Origin of the sequence: Aureimonas endophytica, assembly GCF_014642635.1 — a bacterium.
GTDB classification, from domain to species: Bacteria; Pseudomonadota; Alphaproteobacteria; order Rhizobiales; family Rhizobiaceae; genus Plantimonas; species Plantimonas endophytica.
In genome coordinates, this window is record NZ_BMIQ01000004.1 from 327,684 (window position 1) to 351,276 (window position 23,593).

A 23,593-nucleotide genomic window follows, 5' to 3' on the forward strand; every position below is an offset into this window, starting at 1 on the left:
GTGGGACGGGGGCGTCAGCCGGCCGCCTGCGCCGTGCCGAGGCCGAAGAGCGCGGCGAGCCGGTCGAGCAGCGCCCGGCCCGGCAGGGTCCGGCTCGCGGCCGCGTCGCCGCGCACCGCGACGGTCGCCGTCTGGCCGACGATCAGTCCCCGGTCCTCCGGCACCCTGTCGAGGGCGACGCGCACCGGGATGCGCTGGGCGAGCCGCACCCAGCTGAAGGTCGGCGTGACATTGGCGAGAAGGCTGGTGCCGTTGCTGCGCTCTCGATCCTCGACGCCGCCGGCGACGCTTTCGACCCGGCCCGTCAGCGCCGCGTGCCGGCCCATCAGGCGGATGTCGACCGGATCGCCGACCGCGATGCGGTCGAGCTTGGTTTCCTCGAAATAGCCCTCGACGCGCAGCGAATCCGTGTCGACCAGCGCCATCACCGCCTTGCCGGCCGAAACGTAGTCGCCGGGATTGAGCGAGAGATTGGTGACGATGCCGTTCGCGGCGGCATGGATCTCGGAACGCGCGAGATTGAGGGCCGCGACGTCGCGATTGACGAGCGACTGCTGGTAGTTGGCGGCGGCGACGTTCTCGGCCGAGACGGCCTGCTCGACCCGCTGCTCGGAGGCGACGTCGCGGCTGAGCTGGCGATAGCGCTCGCTGTCGCGCTGGGCCTGGTCCAGCGTCGCGGCCTGTGCGGCGACGGAAGCCTCCGCCTGCCGCAGCGCCAGCTGGAAGCGCTGCGGATCGACCCGCAGGAGGACGTCGCCCTTGTGGACGACCTGGTTGTCGCGGACGAGGACCTCGCTGACGAGGCCCGAGACGTCGGGCGTGATGCCGACGATGTCGGCGCGCACATGCCCGTCGCGGGTCCAGGGCGCCAGCATGTAATAGTCCCAGAGATCGAGGGCGAAGACCCCCGCCACCGCGACGGCGGCGAGCGTGACGACGATGCGGCCGAGGGAGCCGAGGAGCTTTCTCATGCGAAATACCGATCGAATGCGATGTTGAGGCCGCCGACGAGGACCAGGAAGAGCGCGAGGTCGAAGAGGGCGGGGTGCCAGACGAGGCGATAGGCGCCGAGCCGGGCGAGAAGCCGCTTCAGGAGAAGGTTGAGGACGAGGGCGACGAGGCCGAGCACGAGGAGGCGCGGCACGAAGACGCCGAAGAGGTCGAGATCGCCGATCATTCCGTCACTCCGCCGCCACCGCGAAGGGCGCCTGCGGCTCGTCCTCCTGCCTTTCGCGCAGCGCCGGGGCGGGGGCGGCGGGAAAGAGGGCGCGCCGGAGGCCGACCAGGGCATGGAGCGCGTCCTGCCGGGCGGCATCGGCGGGCGCGGCGGCGAGCCGGTCGAGCAGGCGGTCGATCGCGGCGCGGATCGCCGCGTCCGGCGGCAGCGCCCGGCCCGTCTCGGCGCGGCGCGCGAAGAGCGTCGCGATCCCGCCGAGCAGGCTGTCGACCGCCGCCGCGACCTCGCGCGGCAGGCGCGGCGCGACGCGCTTCAGCTGGACGAGGTTGAGCCCGAGGCGCAGCTCGCCGAGACTGTCGGACGACATGGTGTCGGGATCGGCGGTCAGCGCCAGACGCGGCGCCAGCTGGCCGGCGCGGTCGAGCATCCGGCCGGCGAAGCGCTCGTCGGCCCGCCGGCTGGTGCCGCCGCCGGCGATGGCGGCGAGGTCGCGCCAGCCGGCCCGCACGAGGCGCTTGGCGGCGAGCGCCGCGCCGAAAGGCCGCGTCGCCATGGTCCAGGCGAGGCCGAAGAACCCGCCGGCGATCGAGGCGAGGTTGCCGTTGACGAAGCTGCCGAAATCCGCGCTGTAGCTTTCCTGGATGCCGACGAGCGAGGCGATGTTCACCGCCAGAAGCAGCGCGACCAGCATGAATTGCGGCCGGCCGACCAGCGTGCCGACGACGAGGAAGGGCACGAGAAAGGCCGCGACCAGCATCTCGAAGCCGTGGACGACCGGCAGGATCGCGAAGAGATAGACGCCGGAGATCGCGGCCGCGATCGTCATCCAGACGGTGAAGGAGCGGATCTGCGGGGCGGGATCGTCGGAAGTGGCGAAGAAGGACGCGCCGACCGCCGTCATGATCACGCAGCCGGACCCCTCGACCCAGCCGGTGCCGATCCAGAGCAGCGAGGCGGCGAGCGTCGCGAGGACCACCGAACCGGCCGAGAAGGCCATCAGGCCGAAATCGTAATGGTGGACGGGGCGGAAGACGTCGCGCAGGCGCAGTCCGCGCAGCCGGCCCCTGGCATGCTTGCCGGCACTGATTCGCGCTTCGAGGACGCGGATGTCCTGCCAGAGATCGAGGAGATCGCGCATCCGGGCGAGCGTGCTCGACAGGATCAGGCCCGGCCAGCCGGTCGCGGCGGCACCGCCCGGTTCCATCGCCGCGATGCGGCGGCGCAGCGCCTCGGCCTCCGCCTCGGTTCCGGCGGGATCGGCGATCCAGGTGAGGAGCGCCGCCTTGACGGCCGGATAGGCCTCCGGCTCGGCCCCCGCCGCGCGCATCGCGCCCGCCCGGTCGCCGAGGGAGGAGAGGATCGGCAGCACCATGCCGAGCCGCGCCCGCAATTCGCGCGCGCCGCGCACCGCGTCGCTGGCCGCCGTGTCATAGGCGAGCTGGCTGATCAGCATGTCGAGCGAGCGGATGTCGGCGGCGAGCCGCAGCCTTTCGCGCCCGACGGCGCCCGCGTCCTCGCGCTTCAGGATGTCGGCGATCCAGGCCGCCGCGTCGTTCTTCCAGCGCGCGACCTGGGCGCCGAGCGTCGGGCCGACCGCGGTCGGAAAGACGAGCGAATGGACGAGGCTCGCGCAGGCGATGCCGAGCGTGATCTCCAGGGAGCGCGCCACGGCGACGTCGAAGACGGTTTCGGGACTGCCGACGGTCGGCAGCGCGATCAGCGGCAGCGAATAGCCGGCCAGCATGAAGACATAGGAGCGCGGCGTCCGGTCGAGCATGGAGACGAAGAGGAAGAGGCCCGTCCAGAGCGCGACGGCGAGGCTGAGCAGTTCCGGCGCATTGACGAGGAGCGGCACGAGAAGAACGGCGCCGGCGGCGCCGATGAAGGTGCCGAGCGCCCGGTAGAGCGCCTTGGAGCGCGTCGCGCCCGACAGGGGATTGGCGACGACATAGACAGCCGCCATCGCCCAATAGGGACGGGGCAGGCCGGCGGCGAGCGCGATGTAGAGCGCCAGCATCGCCGCCACGAAGCTCTTGGCGGAAAAGAGCCATTCCCGCCAGGTGGGGAAGAGCGCGGTCATGCGGCATTCGCCTCGCTGTCGGTGGCGAGCGCGCCGGCGCGCTCGATCGTGGCGAAAACGCGCAGCACCGCCTCGAGATCGGCCGAAGGGACGTCGGCAAACACCTTTGCCCGCAGCGCCGCGAGATCGGCCTCGATCCGTCCGGTGATCGCGCGGCCCTTGTCGGTCAGCCAGAGCGTCTTCGCCCGGCGGTCGCTCGGATCGTCGCGCCGCTCGACGAGGCCGGCCGCCGCCAGCTGGTCGAGGAGGCGCACGAGCGAGGGACCCTCCATGCCGACCTCCTCGGCCAGCGCCCCCTGGCGCAGGCCCTCGCCGAGCCGGCCGATCGAGATCAGCGGCAGCCCGCAGGCCTGGGAAATGCCGTGGCTTTCGACGGTCTCGCGGGCGAGACGGCGCCATTGCCGGCCGATCCGTTCGAGATTGGCGGTGACGGCGAAGCGAAGGGCGGCCGGAGGAAGCATGGGAACTAGGTAGTCTCCTATCTGATAGGATGCAATGAAGTCTGTCGGTCGCGCCGGGACGAATCGATAGCCGGCTTACGGAATTGCGGAATCCTGTCCCGACCGTAACTTTCCCCTCCCGGACACGGCTGGCATCTTCCATCGCCGGGGGGCAGGAGGGGCGCCATGGCATGACCGGACGATCGGAGACAGGCGGCGGGCCGTCGGCGCGCGGGGAAGGCGATCCGCTCGCGGCGATCGGCGCGAGCCCCATGGCGGCGGCGATCCGCGCGCATGACTGGACGGATCTGGGGCTCGGCCGGCGGGAGGACTGGCCGGCCGGGGTCGCGGCCCTCGTGGCGCTGATGCTCGAATCGCGGCAGCCGATGTTCCTGCTCTGGGGAGCCGAGCACCGGCTCGTCTACAACGACGCCTATGTCGCGCTGCTCGGCGCCAAGCATCCGGCGGCCCTCGGCCGGCCGTTCCTCGATGTCTGGCGCGAAGCGCGCGACCCTCTGGCCGCGCTCGTCGAGCGCGTCTTCGCGGGCCATCCGGCCTATCGCGACGACATCCGTCTGGACCTCGATCGCGGCGAGGGGCTGAAGGAGGCGCATTTCGCCTTCTCGCTGTCGCCGATCCGCGATGCGGCCGGCGCGGTCGGCGGGCTGTTCTGCGTCTGCACCGAGACGACGGCGACCGTCCTCGCCCAGCGGCGCCAGCGTCTCGCCGAGGAACGGCTGCGCGAGAGCGAGGACAACTATCGCCACGCGGTGGAGCTCAGCCCGCAGATCGCCTGGACGACGCAGGGCGACGGGACGGTCGATCAGGTCTCGATCCGCTGGCGCGACCTGACCGGCCTCGCCCATACCGGCACATCCTGGCTGGACGCCCTCCATCCCGAGGACCGGCCCCGCGCGCGCGAGGCCTGGCGGCGCTCGCTCGCCGAGGGCCGACCGCTCTGGCTGGAAATGCGGGCGCGCATGCGCTCCGGCGACTATCGCTGGTTCCTCAGCCGGGCCTATCCGCGCTTCGGCGCCGATGGCGCGATCCTGCGCTGGTACGGCACGACGGAGGACATTCACGAGCGCAAGATCGGCGAGGAATATCTGCGCTCGATCATCGAGACGGTGCCGGACGCGATGATCGTCACCGACGCGGAAGGCACCGTCCGGTCCTTCAGCCAGGCGGCCGAGCGCTGCTTCGGCTATCGGGCCGAGGAGGTGATCGGCGCCAATGTCCGTCTCCTTCTGCCGGAACGCCACCGCGCGGTCCATGCCGCCGCGCTCGGCCGCCATCGGCCGGAAAGCGAGGGCGGGAAAGGCGGCGAGGCCGAGCGCGTGATCCGGGGCCGGCGCAAGGACGGCACCACCTTTCCGATGTCGCTCAGCATCGGCGAGATCCGCACCGGCACCGAGCGCGTCTTCGCCAGCTTCATTCGCGATCTCACCGAAAAGCGGCAGGCCGAGAAGCGCGTCGAGGAGATGCAGGCCGAGCTCCTGCACATGTCGCGCTTCACCGCGCTCGGCGAGATGGCCTCGGCGCTGGCGCACGAGCTCAACCAGCCGCTGACGGCCATCTCCAACTATCTCGGCGCCTGCCGCCGGCTGGTCGAGCGCGCGCCGGACGGGCGCGGCGCCGAGCCCGAGGACCTGCTCGCCCGGGCGATCGCGGACGCGGCCGGCCAGGCCAAGCGCGCCGGCGAGATCATCCGGGCGCTGCGCGCCTTCGCCGGCCGCAGCGAGGGGCGGCGACAGCGGGAGGCCCTGCCGAAGCTTCTCGACGAGGCCTCGGCGCTGGCGCTCGTCGGCACGCGCGACGCCGACATCGCGCTGCGGATCGAGATCGATCCCGCCGTCCGCGTCGTCATCGCCGACCGGGTGCAGATCCAGCAGGTGGTTGTGAACCTGATGCGCAACGCCATCGAGGCGATGCAGGGCCGGCCGCACCGCGAATTGCGCATCGTCGCGCGGCCGGCGGCCGGCGGCACCCATGTCGAGATCCTGGTCGAGGATACCGGGCCGGGCCTGCCGCCCGAGATCGCGGCCAAGCTCTTCCAGCCCTTCCACACCACCAAGCCGAACGGAATGGGCGTCGGCCTCTCGATCTGCCGCGGCATCGTCGAGGGCCATGGCGGGCGGATCGCGGCGGAGGCGAACGAGGCGGGCGGCACCACCTTCCGCTTCACCGTGCCGTGCCCGCCGGCGGAGGGCCGGACGCATGCCGCCTGAAGCGCTGGTCCACGTCATCGACGACGACGCGGACGTGCGACAGTCGATGGCCCTCCTGTTCCAGGTCCACGACATCGCGATGCGCGCCCATGCCGGCGCAAAGGACTTTCTCGCCGCCGCCGGCGCGGGCATCGCGGGCTGCGTCCTCAGCGACGTCCGCATGCCGGGCCTCGACGGCATCGAACTCCTGCGCCGCCTGCGCCTCTCCGGTCTCGACCTGCCCGTCATCGTGATGAGCGGCCATGCCGACGTGCCGATGGCGGTGCGGGCGATGAAGGAAGGCGCCTTCGACTTCATCGAGAAGCCCTTCGACGACGTCGTGATCCTGACCCTGGTGCGCCAGGCCCTCGCCAAGGACCGGCAAGCGGCCGGAGCGCGCCACCGGCTCAGCGATCTGAAGGCCCGCATCGCCTCCCTCACGCCGCGCGAGCGCGAAGTGCTGGAAATGGTCGCGGCCGGCAAGGCCAACAAGATCATCGGGCGCGAGCTCAATGTCAGTCCCCGCACCGTGGAAGTTCATCGCGCCAAGCTGATGACCAAGATGGGAGCGGAGAATGCCGTGGATGTCGCAAGGATGTTTCGCGAGACCCTCAGGTCTTCCGAAACGTGAGGCATGGGTCGAAATGTGATATTCAGCAAACTTGATTGCCAAATGCTACAATTGTCGGTCGCATCGCTGTCGCTCGCATGGAATGTTGCATCTTCTTGGAACAAAAAGCCTGATGCCTATTGCCGAGCGCGCGCGGTTTCCGCGAATTTTTTTCGCCCCATAAAGCTCTCGTTCAGTATTAAGGCGTCTAATCACATTTGAACGGCCTGCCGACCGGCGAGGGCGAATCGGCCTTGCTGAGCCGAGCGGCCGTGTTGAATCGACAACCCTTTTGAACGGTCCGGCCATGGCCTTTGATCTGCTGAAGAAAAGCGAAGCCGCCCAGAAGGAACTGGCCCTCGAGGCCCTGCGCGCCAATGTCATGCTGGCCGATGCCAAGCTGCGCATCCTCTACATGAACGGCTCGCTGCGCGACCTGCTCAAGGAGGCGGAGGCGGATCTGAAGCGGGAGCTGCCGCAGTTCAGCGTCGACAAGCTGATCGGCAGCAATATCGACATCTTCCACAAGAACCCGAGCCATCAGCGCCAGCTGCTCGCCTCGCTCCAGAAGCCGCACAGCGCGACCATCCGCGTCGGCCAGCGGGTCTTCGATCTCCTCGTCGCCCCCCTGCGCAGCGGCAGCACCGTGGTCGGCTTCGTGGTCGAATGGGCGGATGCGAAGGAGCGGCTCCAGAATATCGACTTCGCGGCGCAGATCGCCGCCATCGGCCGCTCGCAGGCGATCATCGAATTCACGCCCGAGGGCCAGATCCTCTCGGCCAATCCCAACTTCCTGAAGACCATGGGCTACGAGCTTTCCGAGATCGTCGGCAAGCATCACAGCATGTTCGTCGACGAGGCGGCGCGCTCCAGCCGCGACTATGCCGATTTCTGGGATCGCCTGCGGTCCGGCCAGCATCAGGTCAGCGAATATCGCCGCATCGCCAAGGGCGGGCGCGAGGTCTGGGCCCAGGGCTCCTACAACCCGATCCTCGACGCCAAGGGCAAGGTGGTGAAGGTCGTGAAGTTCATGACCGACGTCACGCCGCGCGTCCACGCGGTCGCGGAAGTCGGCAACTCGCTCAGCGACATCGCCGACGGCCGTCTCGACCGCCGCATCACCATAGCCTTCCCGCCCGAGATCGATTCGATCCGCACCAATTTCAACCGCGCGGCGGAAAGCCTCCAGGAGGTGGTGGAGCGGGTGCAGGACACGTCGAAGACCATCCAGACGGGCCTCGCCGAGATCAATGTCGCGTCCTCGGACCTGTCGCAGCGCACCGAGCAGCAGGCGGCCTCGCTGGAGGAGACCGTCGCGGCGCTGTCGGAACTGATGCGCGCGGTGAACGTCACCGCCACGGATGCGGGCCGGGCGCAGGAAACGGCCGGCACCGCCCAGAAGAATGCCGAGCGCGGCGGCGCGATCGTCTCCGAGGCGGTCGCCGCCATGGGCCAGATCGAACATTCCTCGACCGAGATCGGCAAGATCATCGGCGTGATCGACGAGATCGCCTTCCAGACGAACCTCCTCGCCCTGAACGCGGGCGTCGAAGCGGCGCGGGCCGGCGAGGCGGGACGCGGCTTCGCCGTCGTCGCCCAGGAAGTGCGGGCGCTGGCCCAGCGCTCGGCGGAAGCGGCGAAGGAGATCAAGAACCTCATCTCGGCCTCCTCCGCCCAGGTCGCCAACGGCGTCGAACTCGTCACCGCTTCCGGCCGCAGCCTGGACGAGATCGTCGCCTGCGTCGGCGACATGGCCCGCGTCGTCACCGAGATCGCCCGCTCGGCCCGCGAACAGGCGACGTCGCTGCGCGAAGTCTCGACGGCGGCGGACCAGATGGACAAGGTGACGCAGCAGAACGCCGCGATGGTGGAGGAGACGACCGCCGCCGCGAGGACCCTCCAGGCCGAGACGGACCAGCTCGCCCAGCTGATGCAGCGCTTCCAGACCGGGCGCGTCGCGGCGGGCGGCGGGCGCGCGGCGCGGCCGGCGGCGCGGGCCGCCCCGGTGACGCAGATGCGGACCACGGGACGCGGCGGCGCGGCGCCCCGGGCGGCGGCGGAGACCTGGGACGAGTTCTGATCCCGTCTCTTCCATGAAGAAGCCAAGGGCCGCCGAAGCGCGGCCCTTCGTCTTTCCAGCCGGCCTCTCAGCGCCGGGGCAGCATCCGCCGCAGCACCGCGTCGCGGCGGACGAACTGATGGGCCAGGGCCGCCGAGGCATGCAGCAGGACGAGCGCGCCCGCCGCATAGGCGAGGATCGCATGGAGCTCCGACCAGAAGGCCTCCGCCGCATCCGAGACGCCGAGCGGCAGCGGCGGCACGACGACGAGATCGAAGACATAGCTCGGAATGCGCAGCGGCGAGCTTGAGGCGATCGCCCAGCCCGCCAGCGGCACGGCGACGGAAAGGGCGAGAAGCGCCTGATGGACGGCGCGCGAGGCGAGGATTTCGGCCGGGCCGAGCCCGCCGGCCGGAGCGGGACGCCGGCTCGCCAGCGACCAGACGAGGCGGGGCAGGGCGAGCGCGAGGATCAGGAAGCCCACCGACTTGTGCCATTGGTAGAGTTCGAATTGCAGCGCCGGGTCCTCGGCGCTGCGCTGCGTCAGCATCCCGAGCGGCCATTCGCCGAGAAAGACGAGCGCGATCGCCCAATGGAGGAGGATCGCCACCCCGCCATAGCCCGCCCGGTCGTTGCGCCAGCGCATCGGTCCTAGCCCAGCTGCTTGTAGGCGTCGGTCGCGATCCGGCGCAGACTGTCGCGCGGCAGCTCGCCGACCAGCGCGCAGCGCAGGGTCTCGTCGCGCCAGAAGACGGCTTCGAGCCCGTCGGCGCTCGCGAGACGCAAGGCCGTCTCCTCCGCCTCCGGGGCCGGCACGATATAGAGCGTGAGGCGCCGTCCGCCCTCGTCCTCGTACATCAGCTGCGCCGCCGGGCCGTCTCCCGCCGGCAGGAGCCTTCCGCCGACGAAGGCGAGGCCCTGGCCCGTCAGATCCGGCAGGGCGAGGGGACGGCTCAGCCGCTTCGACAGCCAGGCCTTCAGATGCGCGCTGTCCTCGGCGCGCACTTCGACGGGGTGGACGACCTCGCCCGCATAGAGCCGATGCGCCGCCACCGCCTCGGCGACCAGCGAACCGGCGGGGGCGCCCGCCTCGAACTCGCCGCGTCCGAACCAGCCGGCACCGGCGCCGAGCGCGAGAAGGACCAGAACGGCGGCAAGGCGCCGCCAGGGCAGGGCCGGCACGGGCCGCGCGGCGGCTAGGCGGCGCGGATGGAGGCGCGCCGGCACGGGCTCGCTCGCGGCCGGACCGTAGAGGGCACGCAGCGTCTCGTTCTGCCGGCGCCAGGTCTCGACGCGCGCCGCCTCCTCGGGCCGGGCGGCGAGATGCGCCTCGACCTCGGCATGCCGCGCGGCGTCGAGCACCCCGTCGGCATAGGCATGGAGATCCTCTTCGGAGACCGGTCGATCGTCCTTCGTCATTTCACCGCTCTCAATTTCGGGCCGCTATCCTCGGTCCATTGCCGCAGCAGCGCGCGGGCGCGGCCGATCCGCGACATCAGCGTGCCGATCGGGATGCCCAGCACCGCCGCCGCCTCCGCATAGGCGAGGCCCTCGACGGCGACGAGCAGCAAGGCCTCGCGCTGGTCGGGGGGCAGGCGCTCCATCGCCCGCGCCATCTCGGCCAGCGCGACGCGGCCGGGCTGGCCGGCGGCGACGGCCGGCTCGGTGCCGATCTCGTCCAGCGCGACCGCCGGCGGCGCCCGGCGCTTCTGGCGCAGCCCGTTGCGGTGGAGGTTCAGGAGGATGCGGAACAGCCAGGGCCGGAGCGGGCCGATCGGCCGCCACAGGCCCTTCTTGCGGATCGCCCGTTCCAGGCAGTCCTGAACGAGATCGTCGGCGCTCTCGCGATCGTGGGTGAGGGCGCGCGCATAGCGCCGCAGCGCCGGCACGCAATCCGCGATCTCGTCCAGGACGTCGCCCATGGCGGTGCTATTCCGTCGCGACGTGCCAGACGCCGCCGACGCCGTCGCCGGTCGTGTCGCCCGGCTTCTTGTCGTTCTGCCAAAGATAGAGCGGCATGCCCTTATAGGCCCATTGCTTCTCGCCGCCCTTGCGCTCGACCAAGGTGAAGCCGTCCTTCGCCGCCGCCTTGCCCGTGGCGAGAAGCGGCGGCCATTTCGCCGCGCAATCGTCGTAGCAGGCCGACTGGCCCTTCTTGTCCTTGTCGAACGTGTAGAGGGTCATGCCCTTGGCATCGGCGAGGATCTCGCCGGCCTTGGTCTTCGTCGTGGTCACGGCGCCGCCGGCATAGTCCTCGGCCAGCGCCAGCGGGGCCGCGAGAGCGCCGGCCAGGCCGGCCAGGATCAGGACGCGCATCTTCATCTTCGGTCTCCTTCGTTTCCTCTCGGCGCGCCGGTCGGCCGCCTCGCCTGCGCCAACACCCGCCGGCGCGGTTTCATCCCGTCCCTCATGGATTTTTCGGGATCGGTCAGCGCGCGCCCTTCAGCACCATGTCGAAGGCGACGACATTGGAATAGATCGGCGTGCCGACCCCCATGCCATAGGGCGAGCGGTAGATGTCGCCGGTCACACGGAAGGAGACCGCCGCGTCGCTCCGCTCGACGAGCGAGGCGTGGAAGGTCTCGTTCCGCGCCTTGCCGCGCGCGGTGAGCACGCCCTCGATCCTGGCGCCTTTCGGTCCATCGGGGACGACGCGCGTCGAGCGGAAGGTGATGTCGGGATAGTCGGCGGCGTCGAAGACGGCGCTGGAGCGCAGGAAGGCGTCGACCCGCCCCTGGCCGGTGGTGACGCTGGCCGGATGCAATGTGATCGCGACGGAGGACCGGGCGAGATCGTCCGGGTCGATCTCGAAGCGGCCGTCGAAGGCGGGAAAGGCGCCGCTGATGCCGCCGCCGCCCACCTGATCGACGGTGAAGGCGATGCGCGAGGCGGGATCGATCCGCCAGGACCGGGGCTCGGCCCCGGCATGGCTGGCCGCGAGGGCCGGAAGGCCGGCCAACGCCAGCGCGGCGGCGAGGATCGGCAGGAATTTTCGCATGGGATCTCTCCGGACGGCCCGGACGGGCTTCGGAAACGACAACACCGCATCCGCGACCTTATTCCCGCCCGATCCGCCGAGAGACCCTGACAAAATCTCCGGGCCGAGGATGGGCGAAGAGACCCGCCCGCCGACCCCGTGAGGTTCTGTCAGGGCCTCTTAAACCGGCGATGACAGGCACGATGCTTTCTGGCATCCGGGACGGATGGGGGAGATGCGGCTGATTCTGGAGGATCGCTGGTCGGGCGGGCTCGTCGCCCTGCTCACGGCCGTCTTCATTCTCCTCCAGGCGGCGTTCGGCGCCTTCGCCGATGCCGCGACGCTCCTGCCGTCCTCCGATGCGATGGCGATCATCTGCCATGGCGACGGCGCGGAACGCGTCGCGCCCGATCCGGTCCGGCCGGGCGGCGATCCGGCGCATCATTGCCCCTGCGGTGTGTTCTGCGGCTCCGGCCCCCTCGCGCCGGCCCTGCCGCCGGCCCTCGATCTCGGCGCCGCCTATGCGCCCGGCGGCGGGGTCGATCTCCGCTTCTCGCGCGATGCCGAGGCCGGCCGCGCGCCGCGCCCGTCCGGCGCGCCCCGTTTCCCGACCGGACCGCCGCTCCTCTCCGTCTGACGCTTCCTGTTCTCAGCGCTCATTTTCGGAGACTTCCCGATGTTCGAACCGTCCACCGGACGGATCGGCGTGGCCGCGCGCCCGCGATCCGTCGATCAGCAGCCTGTTCCGCCCGATCCGGGCGGCGCGGCCTTCCAGACCTTCGTCGCCCGCCTGCATCTTCATATCGGCCTCTTCGTCGGGCCGTTCCTTCTCGTCGCGGCGCTCACCGGCACGCTCTATGTCCTGACGCCGCAGATCGAGGACCGGCTCTATCGCGCCGAACTGACGACCGAGGCCCAAGGTCCGGCGCGCCCGCTCGCCGAACAGGCGCGGGCGGCCCGCGCCGCCGTTGCTGCCGATCTGCGCCTCGTCGCCGTCCGGCCTGCGCCGGGGCCGGGGCGCACGACGCGGGTGCTCTTCGCCGATCCCGCCCTCGGCCCGTCCGAAACGCGCGCCGTCTTCGTCGATCCGGCGACGCTCGTCCTTCGGGGCGTGCTCGTGACCTATGGCACGAGCGGCATCCTGCCCTTCCGCACCCTCCTCGACAATCTGCATCGCAGCCTGCTCCTCGGCGAGTTCGGCCGCGCCTATAGCGAGCTCGCCGCCTCCTGGCTCTGGGTGGCGACGCTCGGCGGCACGCTGCTCTGGGCCTGGCGCCGGACGGGCCGGCTGGCGCGGCGCAGCCGGGGCCATGCCGGGTTGCGGCTGCGGCACCGGCATGGGGTGATCGGCGTGACGCTGGCGCTCGTCCTCGTCTTCCTCTCGGCGACGGGCCTCACCTGGTCGCGCTGGGCCGGCGCCGGGATCGACGGCCTGCGCGACACGCTCGGCTGGACGACGCCGACGGTGCGCCTGACGCTCGGCACCGGCGAGGCCGCGCCGGGCGGACACGATCATGCCGGCATGGCGATGGACGGGCCTGCGGGCGCCGATCCGGCCGGGCGCCTCGACGCCGTTCTCGCGGCGGCGCGACAGGCCGGCATCGACTCGCCGTTGATCGAGATCCGCCCGCCGAAAGCGGGCCAGGCCTGGATGGTGCGCGAAGTCGACCGCGCCTGGCCGAGCCAAGTCGATACGATCGCGCTCAATCCCGACACGCTCGCGGTGACGAGCCGGGCCGATTTCGCCGACTTCCCGCTGGTCGCCAAGCTGGTGCAATGGGGCATCGCGGCGCATATGGGCCTGCTCTTCGGCCTGCCGAACCAGATCGTGCTGGCGCTCGCCAGCCTCGGCCTGATCGTCGCGATTCTCTACGGCTATCGCATCTGGTCGCGCGGCCGGCCGGCGCCCGGCGCGCCGCCGCGAACGCTGGCCGAGAGCTGGCTGCGGCTGCGCCCCGCCGCGCGTCTCGGCACCCTCATTGCCGGTGCCGCGCTCGGCTGGTGCCTGCCGGCGCTCGGCGCCAGTCTCGCCGCCTTCGTGCTGATCGATGCGCTGCGCTGGCGCCTCGCGAAGGCGCGGAGCCCGCAGCCGGTCCCGGCGGAATAGGGGGAGCGGGGGCCGGTCAGGCGGAGAGCGCCGGCAGACCCTGCCGGACGCGGATGAGATCGACGAGCTGGCGGAGCGCCGGATGGTTCTGCCGCCGGCTCGGATAGTACATGTGAAAGCCGGCGCCCGTGGAGGACCAGTCCGGCAGCACGAGCTCCAGACGTCCTTCCGCCAGTTCCCGCTCCACCCGCCAGCGCAGCACATAGGCGAGGCCGAGGCCGGCGACGGCGGCCTCGACCGTCGTCTCCGTGTCGTTGATCGTACAGGTGCCCGGCGCGTCGAGCCGGCGCATCGCCGCGCCGTTGCCGAGCTCCCAGCGAAAGGCGGAATTGTCGCCGAGAAGAAGGCGCAGGCAGCTATGGCCCATCAGGTCCTCCGGCTGTTCCGGCCGGCCGCGCGCCGCCAGATAGGAGGGCGCGCCGACCACCACCCATTCGAGCGGCGGCGTCAGCGCCACCGCGATCATGTCCTCCGGCACGGTGTCGCCGTAGCGGATGCCGGCGTCGAAGCCTTCCGCCACGAGATCGACCGGGCGGTTCTCGACCACGATCGTCAGCCTCAGCTCGGGCAGCCTGGCGCGAAAGGGCGCGAGGACCGGGCCGATCAGCAGCCGGCTCGCGTCGCGCGGAATGTTGAGGCGCAATTCGCCGAGACCCTGGCCCTGCTCGCCGTCGAGGCCGGCGAGCGCGGCGTCGATCCGCTCGAAGCCGGCGGCGAGCTCCTCGGCGAGCTTGAGGCCCGCCGGGGTCGGCGCGACGCTGCGGCTGGTGCGGTTGAGAAGCCGCAGGCCGAGCCGCTCCTCCAGCCGCCGGATCGCATGGCTGAGGGCGGAGGTGGTGATCCTGAGCTCGATGGCCGCCGCCTTGAAGCTGCGGCGCCGGACGATCACCGCGAAGGCGGCGAGATCGGGGAGATCGGAGCGGACGAAGGAGGGCATGTTGCACGCGGCTCAACGGGTCATTGAAGCCAACTCAGCTTATGGCCCCTCCCCATCGCCGCCGCAACGTCTAGGTTCCGGCGAGCCCACCCCTTTTCCCCGGCTCGCGCCCGCGCCGACGCGCCGCGAGCCCGCCCGTCACGGAGTCTTCCCATGCCCATCGCCACGCGGCGCTTCGGCCGCACCGACTGGACCGTTTCGGAGATCGGCTTCGGCGCCTGGGCCATCGGCGGCTCCTGGGGCAATGTCGAGGAGGCCGACGCGCGCGCCAGCCTCCACGCCGCCCTCGATGCCGGCATGACCTTCATCGACACGGCCGACGTCTATGGCGATGGCCGGTCCGAGCGCATCATCCGCGAGGTCCTGAAGGAGCGGGGCGGCGAGCGGGTGATCGTCGCCACCAAGGCCGGCCGCCGCCTCGATCCGCATGTGGCCGGCGGCTATACCAAGGCCAATCTCGAAGCCTTCATCGATCGCAGCCTCGGCAATCTCGGCGTCGAGACGCTCGATCTCGTGCAGCTCCATTGCCCGCCGACCGAGGTCTATTACCGGCCGGAGGTCTTCGAAGCGCTGGACGGCTTCGTCGCCGCCGGCAAGATCCGCCATTACGGCGTCTCGGTGGAGAAGGTGGAGGAGGCGCTGAAGGCCATCGCCTTTCCGAATGTCGTCTCCGTCCAGATCATCCACAATCTGTTCCGTCATCGCCCGGCCGAACTGTTCTTTCCGGAGGCGAAGCGCCGCGGCGTCGCGGTGATCGTGCGCGTGCCGCTGGCGAGCGGTCTCCTGACCGGCAGGATGAACGCGGCGACCGCCTTCTCGGCCGACGACCACCGCCAGTTCAACCGGCATGGCGAGGCCTTCGATGTCGGCGAGACCTTCGCCGGCGTGCCTTACGAAGTCGGCCTCGCGGCGGTGGAGGAGCTTCGCCCGCTCGTGCCCGGCGGGGCGACCATGGCGCAGTTCGCGCTGCGCTGGATCCTGATGGAGGAGGCGGTCTCCGTCGTCATTCCCGGCGCCAAGAACCGCGCCCAGGCCGAGGCGAACGCGGCGGCGAGCGCGCTCGCCCCTCTCTCCCCCGACGTCATGGACGCGGCGCGCGCGCTCTATCGCGAGCGCATCGCGCCCTATGTCCACCAGCGCTGGTAGGCGCCGGATCCCCGGCCGGATGGCTGAGGCCCCGGCCCCTCGATCATTCTTCCTTCAAGGAGTGCCGCGATGAGCGAACAACCGAAAGTCACCTTCAACGACGGCCGCGCCATCCCGCAGGTCGGCCTCGGCGTCTGGCGCACGCCCGACGACGTGGCGGTCACGGCGGTCGGCGAGGCGTTGCGCGCCGGCTACCGCCATATCGACACGGCCGCGATCTACGAGAACGAGGAAGGCGTCGGCAAAGGCCTGAAGGCCGGCGGCGTGCCGCGCGAAGAGGTGTTCCTCACCACCAAGCTGTGGAACGAGCGCCAGGGCTTCGATTCGACGCTGAAGGCCTTCGACGAGAGTCTCGCCCGGCTCGGCACCGATTATGTCGATCTCTATCTGATCCACTGGCCGTCGCCGGCGCGCGGCGCCTATCTCGACACCTGGAAGGCGTTTCTCCGCCTGCACGAGGAAGGTCGCGCCCGCTCGATCGGCGTCTCCAACTTCACCGCCGAGCATCTCGACCGGCTGATCGGCGAGACCGGCGTGACGCCCGTGCTTAACCAGATCGAGCTGCATCCGCGCTTCCAGCAGAAGGCGCTGCGCGAGGCGCATGACGCGCGCGGCATCAAGACCCAGTCCTGGAGCCCGCTCGGCCAGGGCCAGCTCCTGGAAGACCCGGCGATCGGCGCGATCGCCGCCCGGCACGGCAAGACGCCGGCGCAGGTGATCATCCGCTGGCATCTCGACAAGGGGCTGATCGTCATCCCGAAATCGGTGACGCCGAGCCGGATCGTCGAGAATTTCGGCGTCTTCGACTTCACGCTCGATGCGGCGGATCTGAAGGCGATCGAAGGCCTCGACCGGGCCGACGGGCGGATCGGCCCCGATCCCGACACGGCGACCTTCTGAGTCCCGCCAGGGGCCGCGGCCGGCGCCGTGGCCCTCCGGCTCTCGTCAGTGCGTCGCGACGAAGGGCTGCGGCTTCCAGAGCACGCGGCGCATCCAGTCGATCTCCGGGCCAGCGAAGGCCCGGTCGTACCAGGGCGCGGCGACTTCGTTCGCCGCATGCTCGCGCTGGGCCGTCAGCCAATGCTCCAGGGCGCGGCCTTCCGGCTGTCCCTCGTGCAGCCAGAGCTGGTGCGCCCGGCTGCGGATCAATTCATCATCCTGGAGAAACATGCGGCCTCGCTCATCCCCGGTCATGGCGATCGCGGATATACGGAGCGGATCGGCGGCCGATTTCAAGGGGATGGGCAAATTGCCGCATTGCGGGAGACGGGCCTGGAAAGCGCGCCCGTCCCACTCTCCGCCGTCGCCTACCAGCGGATCGCGGCCTTGCCGGTGATGCGTCGGCCCTCGCCGTAGAAGCAGTAGAAATCCTTGTTGCCGCAGGACGCGACGTAATCCTTGTCGAAGAGATTGGAGGCGTTCACCGAAAGCTCCCAATTGTCCTTCTTGTAGCTCAGCGCGGCGTCGACCACGGTGGCGCCGGGCACCTTGAAGCTGTTGGCGTCGTCGCCATAGCTCTCGCCGACATAGCGCAGGCCGAGGCCCGCCCCGAGGCCGTCGAAGATCGTCTCGTTGTGGATCGTGTAATTCGCCCAGGCCGAGACAGAGTTGCGCGGAATGGTCGTCGGCACCGTGCCCTCGAAGCCGCCATCGGGGTCCCGGGTGATCTCGGCGTCGAGATAGGTATAGGCGAGGCGCAGGTCGAGACTGTCGGTCAGGCTCGCGGCGCCCTCCAGCTCGAAGCCGCGCGAGGTGATCTGGCCGGTCTGGCGCGGCTGGAAGGTGCCGCCCACCGCGTCGTAGCGGATGGCGTTGTTGCGCACGATCTCGAAGACGGAGGCCGTGACGGAGGCGTTCCAGCCCGGCGGCTGGTACTTGATGCCGCCCTCGTAGAGGCGCCCGGTCTCCGGCGCGAAGAGCTCGCCCGTCGCGCTCGTGTCGAGCGGCGGCAGGAAGGATTCCGAATAGGTGAGATAGGGGGCGAAGCCGCTGTCGAAATTGTAGATGAGGCCGACGCGGCCGGTGAAGGCGTCGTAGTCCTTCGAGGCCTCGCCGCCGGTCAGGCGCTCCCTCGCCTCGGTCGAGGCGAAGTCCTCGCGGCCGCTGAGGAGGATCGACAGCTTGTCGATCTTGATCTGGTCCTGCAGGTAGAAGCCGGTCTGGTTCTGGTCCACCCGCCGGTCGGTATAGCTGTAGAGGAAGTCGACCGGATTGCCGTAGACCGGATCGAAGACGTTCAGCGGCGAGGCGCTGTAGATGTCGATCCGGTCGGTATAGCCGGTATAGCGATAGTCGACGCCGCCGAGGAGCGTGTGCTGCAGGATGCCGGTCGCGAATTCCGCCTGCACCTGGTTGTCGACGGAGAAGGTGTCGAGATCGGCGATGCCGGTGCCGCCGCTGCGGCCGAGGATGCCGGCCGCCTCGTCGAGATAGCCGCCGCCATAGACGCTCGCCTCGTCATGCCGCACGCCGGCATAGCGGGCGTTCTGGCGGAGCGTGAAGACGTCGGTGAGGCGGGTGGAGAATTCCCAGCCGGCCGAGCCCATGTCGGTGTCGTAATAGTCGAAATCCGGCTCGCCCAGGAAGCGGCTGCGCGGAATCCTGCGGCCGTTATTGTCGTAGACCGTGCCGGAGGCCGGCATGAACTGGAGGCCCCAGCCGGCGCGGTCGCGCTGATAATTGCCGAGCACGGTCAGCGAGGTGTCGGCATCCGGCTCCCAGCGGAGCGCCGGCGCGATGAACAGGCGGTCGTCGTCGACATGGTCGACCTGATTCTCCCCGGTGCGCGCCGTGCCCGTCAGGCGGAAGCTCCAGGGACTGTCCTTGCGGAATGGCCCGGCCAGATCGAAGCGGCCCTCGATCATGCCGAAGCTGCCGCCGCTCACCTCGACCTCGCGCAGCGGCGCGTCGGTCGGCTTCTTCTGCACGTAGTTGATGAGGCCGCCCGGCCCGTTCTGGCCGTAGAGCACGGAGGAGGGACCTTTGAGGATCTCCACCCGCTCCGCGCCATAGGGATCGAGGCAGAGGAAGTTGATGACCGAGGTGGACGGCAGGCGCAGCCCGTCGATGAAGGTCGAGTTCGCGGTGGAATCGAAGCCGCGAATGTTGAAGCCGCCGCAGCGCGTGTCGGAGCCGCCGGTGATTTCCGGGGTGACGCCGGCCGTGTAGCGCGTCGCCGCGCGGAGGGTGCGCGCGTCCTGTTCCTCGATCTGGTCGCTGGTCACCACCGAGACCGCCTGCGGCGTCTCGATCAGCGGCGTGTTGGTCTTGGTCGCGCCGGCGCTGCGCCTCGCGACGAAGCCCTGCTGCTCGTTCGCCTCGCCGGCGCCCGTTCCGTCGCCCTGGCCGTTCGCGGTGCCGGCCTCGCCGGCGGCGGCGTCGATCGTCACCGTGTCGAGCTCGATCGCCTGCTGGGCGAAGGCCGTTTTCGGCGCCAGTCCAAGGCCGAGGAAAAGAGCGACCGGCAGGGCGGACGAGGATGCGAGGCGGCGGAACTGGGCGGACATCGGCGGATTTTCACAGGGCGAGAGTCTAACATGATTTTTGTAGTCATGTTTTAGCCTTCGGAAAAGCCTCATGTTTCCGTGGTTTCGCCACGATGTGCCGCCTGTGGCGCGTCGGCAACGCCGATCGTTCATTCCAGGCGGCTCGGGCATCCTGCCCTTCGCTGGCCGGAAGCAGGACCCGCCTTCAGAGCGGCAGGTCGAAGACGAGCGTGAAGTGATCCAGCGTGCCGGGCAGGGCGCGGCGGTGATCGAGCCGGCCGCCCTGGAGTTCGATCGGGCCGCGCCGCAGGATGGCGGCGACGGCCTCGGCCGCGACGAGCGGCACGAGATGGCGCGCCGGGCAGGCGGCGGGGCCGGCGCTGAAGGGCACCAGCGGGATCGCCTGATCGGGCTCCAGTCCCAGCCATCGCTCCGGCACGAAGCGATGGGCATCGGCGAGGCGCTCGTCGTCGCGCTGGAAGAAGGGCGTGAAGATCAGAAGGCCGGCGCCCGCCGGCAATTCGCCGTTCGGCCATTCGGTCGCCGCGCTCGTCTGGCGCAGGATCGCCGGCGTCGTCGGATAGAGCCGGACCGTCTCCAGAATCGCGGCCCGCAGGAAGGCGAGATCGCCGGGGCGCATGGCTTCGGCCCGCCCCCGCTCCAGCGCCGCCGGATGGGCGGCGAGAAGCGCCAGCGCCCGGAACGCCGTCATGCCGGCCGGATCGAAGGCGAAGAGCCATTGCGCCATCTGATGCGAGGGATGGGCGAGCGCCGCCTCGGGAAAGCGCGCGGCGAGCGCGGCCAGACTGTGCGGCTCGGCCCGGCGCAGATAGGCCTCCAGACGGCGGTGGAAGGCGTCGCGCCGCCGCCGGTCGCTGGGCGCGGCGAAGGCCCAGTTGGCGCGGGCGCGCAAGCGATCGAGCAGGTCCGTCAGTTCGGTATCGGCGACGGCCGAAGCGCCGAGAACCGTGCGCCGTACGATCCGCATCCAGGCGCCGAAGAACAGGGGCCAGGCGAGGGCGCCGAGCGCGCGGGCCTGATGGAGCAGGCGGCCGATCTCGACCTCGACGGCCGTGTGGAAGGCCGGGCGCAGACTATGGACCGGGCAGCCGCTTTCGAGCGTGCTGTCGCTGAGCGCCCGGCCGAGCCGGCGTTCCTCGCCCTGCGTGACCAGCGAGACATGCGGCTCGAAATGCGACAGCGCGGCGCGTTTCTCGCAGCTGGCGGGCGAGAAGGGCGCCGGGGTTTCCGCCAGGACGCGGCGGACGTCCCGTGGCGACAGGAGGAGGACCTGCGGGCGGATCGGATTGCGGATGAGAAGCGGGTTTTCGCCGTAACGGCGGCGCAGGCGCTGCATCTGTCGCACCGCGCCCGCGTCGAGCCCGAAGCGCTCGGCCGCCGCCACCATGGCCGGCCGGCGCAGGATGATGCCTTGGGCCAGCGTCGGCAGGGCGACGCTTGCGGCGAAGGCGGCGGAATCGAAGGCGGAAAGCGACGGGAGGGAGCGGGGCAAGGGCGTCTGGGGAGGGACCATTCCGATAAAGGGGCGGGGCGGGCGACGCGGTTCCCGCGCCGTCCGTCCCGGTCGTGCCGTCAGCGATGGCCGTGAGACTGCTCGCCACCCTTGCGTCCGGCTTCCGAGGCCTTTTCGCGATCGTTGGCGAAATTGCCGCCGGAGGCCTGACCGCCCTTGCGTCCGGCTTCCGCCGCCCGCTCGCGGTCATTGGCGAAATTGCCGCCCGAGGCCTGCCCGCCCTTGTGGCCGGCTTCCGCCGCCCGCTCCGGGTCGTTGGCGAAATTGCCGCCGGAAGCGTGGCCGCCCTTGCGTCCGGCTTCCGAGGCCTTCTCGCGGTCGTTGGCGAAGTTGCCGGGATTGGAGTTGCCGCTTGCCATGTTCGTCTCCCTCCTTCAGACGAGGTTGAAATCGCAGCGGCGGACCGAACGTTCCGGTCGATTATTTTCGTCTGGCAACTATAGCCGAGCGATGATTAGCCCTTCATCGGCCTCGCGGGATAGGAATAATAGGAAATGCTTCGATGCATGGTTCTATAGTTGCGCGGATCGGGGCGTGACGTCCAGCGAAGCGAAGCGATGTCCGGCCGATGCTTTCATGGCGCTTCCGGCCGGAGGGCGGGCCCAGGCCGGCGACCCTCCTCGTCGTTCAGGAGGAATTGCAACCCATATTCGAGATGGCGGCTCATCCGATAGGCGAAGGCGATGCGGTCGCGTGCCCGCAGGGCGGCGACGATCCGCCCATGCGCCTCGTGCGTGTTCGCCTGGACCGGACGGGCCGCCTTGCCGAGCCGCATGATCTCCTCGATCACTGGGCGCAGCAGGCGGTAGGTGGCGAGCATCGTGCGGTTGCCCGCCAGATCCACCAGGGCCTCGTGAAAGGCGTAGTCGGCCGCCGCCCGCTCGGCCACCGTCGCGGCCGTGAGGATGCGATCGTTCACCGCGTCGAGCCGGTCGCAATCCGCCGGCCCGGCCGACAGCACCAGCATGTCGCCGATGCCGGTCTCCACGATGCGCCGGAAGCCCTGGACATCCCGGAAACTGTCCGGCGACAGGCCGCTATGGAAGGAGAAGAGGCGGCGCAGCGCCTCGCCATGGCCGTCCGCCACGACGGCGCCGACCTTCGGCCGCGTCTCGATGAGCCCGTAGGCGCGCAGCACCGTCAAGGCCTCGCGCACCGTGTTGCGCGAGGCGCCGAACATCTCGCCGAGCTCGCGCTCGCGCGGCAGCGCGTCGCCGATGCCGAGCGCACGGCGGGCGACGAGTTCGCGGATCTCGGCGACCAGCCGGTCGACCGCCGAACCATGGGCGACCGCCGCCCCCGCCTCCGCCTCCGTTCGACCTGCCTCGCTGGTGACCATGCCCGCTCCTGCTCGCCCATGGTTGGACCAGGACATCCATCGCGCGACATTGGCACGGCGTTTCGAGCGCGGAAAGCCTCTCGGAACGGGAGAGGTCGCCGGCAATCACGCTTGAATCGCGTGGCGGATTTCGGCAGAGATCGTTTCTGGTCCGACAATTGGCCATGAGGGGGAGGAGCCGCGATGGTGTCGATGATGAAGGAATGCTTCCGCTGGTACGGGCCGAACGACCCGGTGCCGCTCGCCCATATCGCGCAGGCCGGCGCCACCGGCATCGTCACCGCGCTCCATTCCGTCTATGACGGCTCGCCCTGGCCGGAGGAGGATCTGCGCCGGCACAAGGGACTGATCGAGGCGGGGGGCCTCGAATGGGCCGTCGTCGAGAGCATCCCGGTCCACAATTCCATCAAGATCGCCAGCCCGGAGCGCGACCGCTATATCGGCTGGTACAAGGACTCGCTGCGCGCCGTCGCCAAGGTCGGGGTCGAGACGATCTGCTACAACTTCATGCCCGTCCTCGACTGGACGCGCACCGAATTGAAGCATCCGATGCCGAACGGCGCCTTGGCGCTGCGCTTCGACGCGGTGGATTTCGCCGCCTACGACCTCTTCATCCTGAAGCGTCCGGGCGCCGAGGGCGACTACGCGCCCGAGAAGATCGCGGCGGCCGAGGCGCGGATGGCCGAGATGTCGGAGGAGCGGGCGGCGCGCATCGAGCGCAATCTCATCGCCGGCCTGCCGGCGAGCGAGCGGCAATACGACCGGGCGCTGCTGCTGCGCGCCCTCGCCGACTACGAGGGCATGACGCCGGACGATCTCCACGGCCATCTGGCGTATTTCCTGCGCGAGATCGTGCCGGTGGCGGAGGAACTCGGCCTGCGCCTCTGCATCCATCCCGACGATCCGGCCTTTCCGCTCTTCGGCCTGCCGCGCATCGTCTCGACCGCCGCGGACGCCCGGCGCCTGCTCGCCGCCGCCGACAGCCCGGCCAACGGCCTCACCTTCTGCACCGGCTCCTACGGGACGCGGGAAGAGAACGACCTGCCGGCCATGGTGCGCGAGTTCGGGCCCCGCATCCATTTCGCCCATCTGCGCAACGTGACGCGCGAGCCGGACGGCTCCTTCCACGAGGCCGACCATCTCGGCGGCTCCAGCGATCTGCCGGCGGTGATCATCGCGCTGCTCGACGAGCAGGCGCGACGGCAGGCGGAAGGGCGGGCCGACTGGCAGATCCCGCTACGGCCGGACCACGGCCATCTCATGGCCGACGATCTCGTGAAGGAGCGGATCAATCCCGGCTATTCGCTGATCGGCCGGCTGCGCGGCCTCGGCGAGATCCGCGGCGTGATGCATGGCGTGGCGACCGAACGGCGGCTGAACGCCGCCTGACATCCTTGGGGAATGGGTGCCGCTGGAGAGCGGCGCCCGCCATGCCCGCCGCCTGCGGCGAATTCTGGTCGCGCGACCGAATTTAGCGGGGGTCAACCTGAAGTAT

Annotated in this window: 23 protein-coding genes; 8 read left to right on the top strand and 15 right to left on the bottom strand. The window is 70.2% G+C overall.

Annotated features, from left to right (window positions below; all coding sequences use genetic code 11):
* Positions 1–14 precede the first annotated feature (14 nt).
* Genes IEY14_RS14990 through IEY14_RS15005 form a run of 4 tightly spaced genes read right to left on the bottom strand, consistent with a single transcriptional unit; the run spans position 15 to position 3,718 of the window.
* Positions 15–971 carry an efflux RND transporter periplasmic adaptor subunit gene (locus tag IEY14_RS14990; protein WP_188909824.1) on the bottom strand — a complete coding sequence of 319 codons (957 nt, stop codon included), beginning with the start codon at positions 969–971 and terminating at the stop codon, positions 15–17.
* Positions 968–1,177, bottom strand: coding sequence for a DUF1656 domain-containing protein (locus tag IEY14_RS14995; protein WP_188909826.1), 210 nt, complete (start codon positions 1,175–1,177; stop codon positions 968–970). The genes IEY14_RS14990 and IEY14_RS14995 overlap by 4 nt, the downstream gene beginning before the upstream one ends.
* A 4-nt stretch (positions 1,178–1,181) precedes the next feature.
* Complete coding sequence (locus IEY14_RS15000; RefSeq protein ID WP_188909827.1) at positions 1,182–3,257, bottom strand: FUSC family protein; 2,076 nt, start codon at positions 3,255–3,257, stop codon at positions 1,182–1,184.
* Positions 3,254–3,718, bottom strand: coding sequence for a MarR family winged helix-turn-helix transcriptional regulator (locus IEY14_RS15005; protein ID WP_188909829.1), 465 nt, complete (start codon positions 3,716–3,718; stop codon positions 3,254–3,256). Before IEY14_RS15005 ends, IEY14_RS15000 begins: the two co-directional genes overlap by 4 nt.
* Positions 3,719–3,888: 170 nt before the next feature.
* Between IEY14_RS15005 and IEY14_RS15010 the strand changes: the two genes are divergently transcribed.
* The 3 genes from IEY14_RS15010 to IEY14_RS15020 all read left to right on the top strand — a co-directional run bounded on the left by IEY14_RS15010 (position 3,889) and on the right by IEY14_RS15020 (position 8,594).
* Entirely contained in the window at positions 3,889–5,925 is a 2,037-nt protein-coding gene (locus IEY14_RS15010) for a PAS domain-containing sensor histidine kinase (RefSeq protein WP_188909831.1), read from the top strand.
* On the top strand, positions 5,915–6,535 hold the full coding sequence (locus IEY14_RS15015) for a response regulator transcription factor (RefSeq protein ID WP_188909833.1): 621 nt from the start codon (positions 5,915–5,917) through the stop codon (positions 6,533–6,535). Before IEY14_RS15010 ends, IEY14_RS15015 begins: the two co-directional genes overlap by 11 nt.
* Before the next feature lie 286 nt (positions 6,536–6,821).
* A complete protein-coding gene (locus IEY14_RS15020; RefSeq protein WP_188909835.1) occupies positions 6,822–8,594 on the top strand; it encodes a methyl-accepting chemotaxis protein in 1,773 nt (590 codons plus the stop codon).
* A 67-nt stretch (positions 8,595–8,661) separates the two neighbouring features.
* Here IEY14_RS15020 and IEY14_RS15025 read toward each other — a convergent pair whose 3' ends face one another.
* The 5 genes from IEY14_RS15025 to IEY14_RS15045 all read right to left on the bottom strand — a co-directional run bounded on the left by IEY14_RS15025 (position 8,662) and on the right by IEY14_RS15045 (position 11,571).
* A complete protein-coding gene (locus tag IEY14_RS15025; RefSeq protein WP_188909837.1) occupies positions 8,662–9,219 on the bottom strand; it encodes a cytochrome b in 558 nt (185 codons plus the stop codon).
* A 5-nt stretch (positions 9,220–9,224) separates the two neighbouring features.
* Positions 9,225–9,992: an anti-sigma factor family protein gene (locus IEY14_RS15030; protein ID WP_188909852.1), complete on the bottom strand. Its 768-nt coding sequence runs from the start codon at positions 9,990–9,992 to the stop codon at positions 9,225–9,227.
* The gene (locus IEY14_RS15035) at positions 9,989–10,495 is read right to left on the bottom strand and encodes a sigma-70 family RNA polymerase sigma factor (RefSeq protein ID WP_188909854.1); all 507 of its coding nucleotides are present in this window, start codon (positions 10,493–10,495) and stop codon (positions 9,989–9,991) included. Before IEY14_RS15035 ends, IEY14_RS15030 begins: the two co-directional genes overlap by 4 nt.
* Before the next feature lie 7 nt (positions 10,496–10,502).
* The gene (locus tag IEY14_RS15040; RefSeq protein ID WP_188909856.1) at positions 10,503–10,895 is read right to left on the bottom strand and encodes a COG4315 family predicted lipoprotein; all 393 of its coding nucleotides are present in this window, start codon (positions 10,893–10,895) and stop codon (positions 10,503–10,505) included.
* Positions 10,896–11,001: 106 nt separating this feature from the next.
* Entirely contained in the window at positions 11,002–11,571 is a 570-nt protein-coding gene (locus IEY14_RS15045) for a YceI family protein (RefSeq protein WP_188909858.1), read from the bottom strand.
* 214 nt (positions 11,572–11,785) lie between these two features.
* Between IEY14_RS15045 and IEY14_RS15050 the strand changes: the two genes are divergently transcribed.
* Together IEY14_RS15050 and IEY14_RS15055 are read left to right on the top strand one after the other, a co-directional pair.
* A complete protein-coding gene (locus tag IEY14_RS15050; RefSeq protein WP_188909860.1) occupies positions 11,786–12,187 on the top strand; it encodes a hypothetical protein in 402 nt (133 codons plus the stop codon).
* A 39-nt stretch (positions 12,188–12,226) separates the two neighbouring features.
* Positions 12,227–13,657: a PepSY-associated TM helix domain-containing protein gene (locus IEY14_RS15055; protein WP_188909862.1), complete on the top strand. Its 1,431-nt coding sequence runs from the start codon at positions 12,227–12,229 to the stop codon at positions 13,655–13,657.
* A gap of 16 nt (positions 13,658–13,673) precedes the next feature.
* Here the strand turns inward: IEY14_RS15055 and IEY14_RS15060 are convergent, their stop codons facing one another.
* Positions 13,674–14,594 carry a LysR substrate-binding domain-containing protein gene (locus IEY14_RS15060; protein ID WP_188909864.1) on the bottom strand — a complete coding sequence of 307 codons (921 nt, stop codon included), beginning with the start codon at positions 14,592–14,594 and terminating at the stop codon, positions 13,674–13,676.
* A 153-nt stretch (positions 14,595–14,747) separates the two neighbouring features.
* Between IEY14_RS15060 and IEY14_RS15065 the strand changes: the two genes are divergently transcribed.
* Positions 14,748–15,740, top strand: a complete 993-nt coding sequence (locus IEY14_RS15065; RefSeq protein WP_188909866.1) for an aldo/keto reductase — start codon at positions 14,748–14,750, stop codon at positions 15,738–15,740.
* 69 nt (positions 15,741–15,809) lie between these two features.
* Positions 15,810–16,640 (top strand): aldo/keto reductase, encoded by an 831-nt coding sequence (locus IEY14_RS15070; RefSeq protein WP_188909868.1) that lies wholly within the window; start codon positions 15,810–15,812, stop codon positions 16,638–16,640.
* A 45-nt stretch (positions 16,641–16,685) separates the two neighbouring features.
* Here the strand turns inward: IEY14_RS15070 and IEY14_RS15075 are convergent, their stop codons facing one another.
* The 5 genes from IEY14_RS15075 to IEY14_RS15095 all read right to left on the bottom strand — a co-directional run bounded on the left by IEY14_RS15075 (position 16,686) and on the right by IEY14_RS15095 (position 22,098).
* Positions 16,686–16,910 carry a DUF2934 domain-containing protein gene (locus IEY14_RS15075; RefSeq protein WP_188909870.1) on the bottom strand — a complete coding sequence of 75 codons (225 nt, stop codon included), beginning with the start codon at positions 16,908–16,910 and terminating at the stop codon, positions 16,686–16,688.
* A gap of 137 nt (positions 16,911–17,047) precedes the next feature.
* Positions 17,048–19,246, bottom strand: coding sequence for a TonB-dependent siderophore receptor (locus IEY14_RS15080; RefSeq protein WP_188909872.1), 2,199 nt, complete (start codon positions 19,244–19,246; stop codon positions 17,048–17,050).
* Between the two features lie 184 nt (positions 19,247–19,430).
* A complete protein-coding gene (locus tag IEY14_RS26175; RefSeq protein WP_188909880.1) occupies positions 19,431–20,738 on the bottom strand; it encodes a cytochrome P450 in 1,308 nt (435 codons plus the stop codon).
* Between the two features lie 80 nt (positions 20,739–20,818).
* Positions 20,819–21,118 carry a con-10 family general stress protein gene (locus IEY14_RS26310; protein ID WP_188909882.1) on the bottom strand — a complete coding sequence of 100 codons (300 nt, stop codon included), beginning with the start codon at positions 21,116–21,118 and terminating at the stop codon, positions 20,819–20,821.
* 215 nt (positions 21,119–21,333) lie between these two features.
* Positions 21,334–22,098, bottom strand: coding sequence for a FadR/GntR family transcriptional regulator (locus tag IEY14_RS15095; protein WP_188909884.1), 765 nt, complete (start codon positions 22,096–22,098; stop codon positions 21,334–21,336).
* 195 nt (positions 22,099–22,293) lie between these two features.
* Between IEY14_RS15095 and uxuA the strand changes: the two genes are divergently transcribed.
* The gene (gene uxuA, locus IEY14_RS15100) at positions 22,294–23,487 is read left to right on the top strand and encodes a mannonate dehydratase (protein WP_188910125.1); all 1,194 of its coding nucleotides are present in this window, start codon (positions 22,294–22,296) and stop codon (positions 23,485–23,487) included.
* Positions 23,488–23,593: the final 106 nt, after the last annotated feature.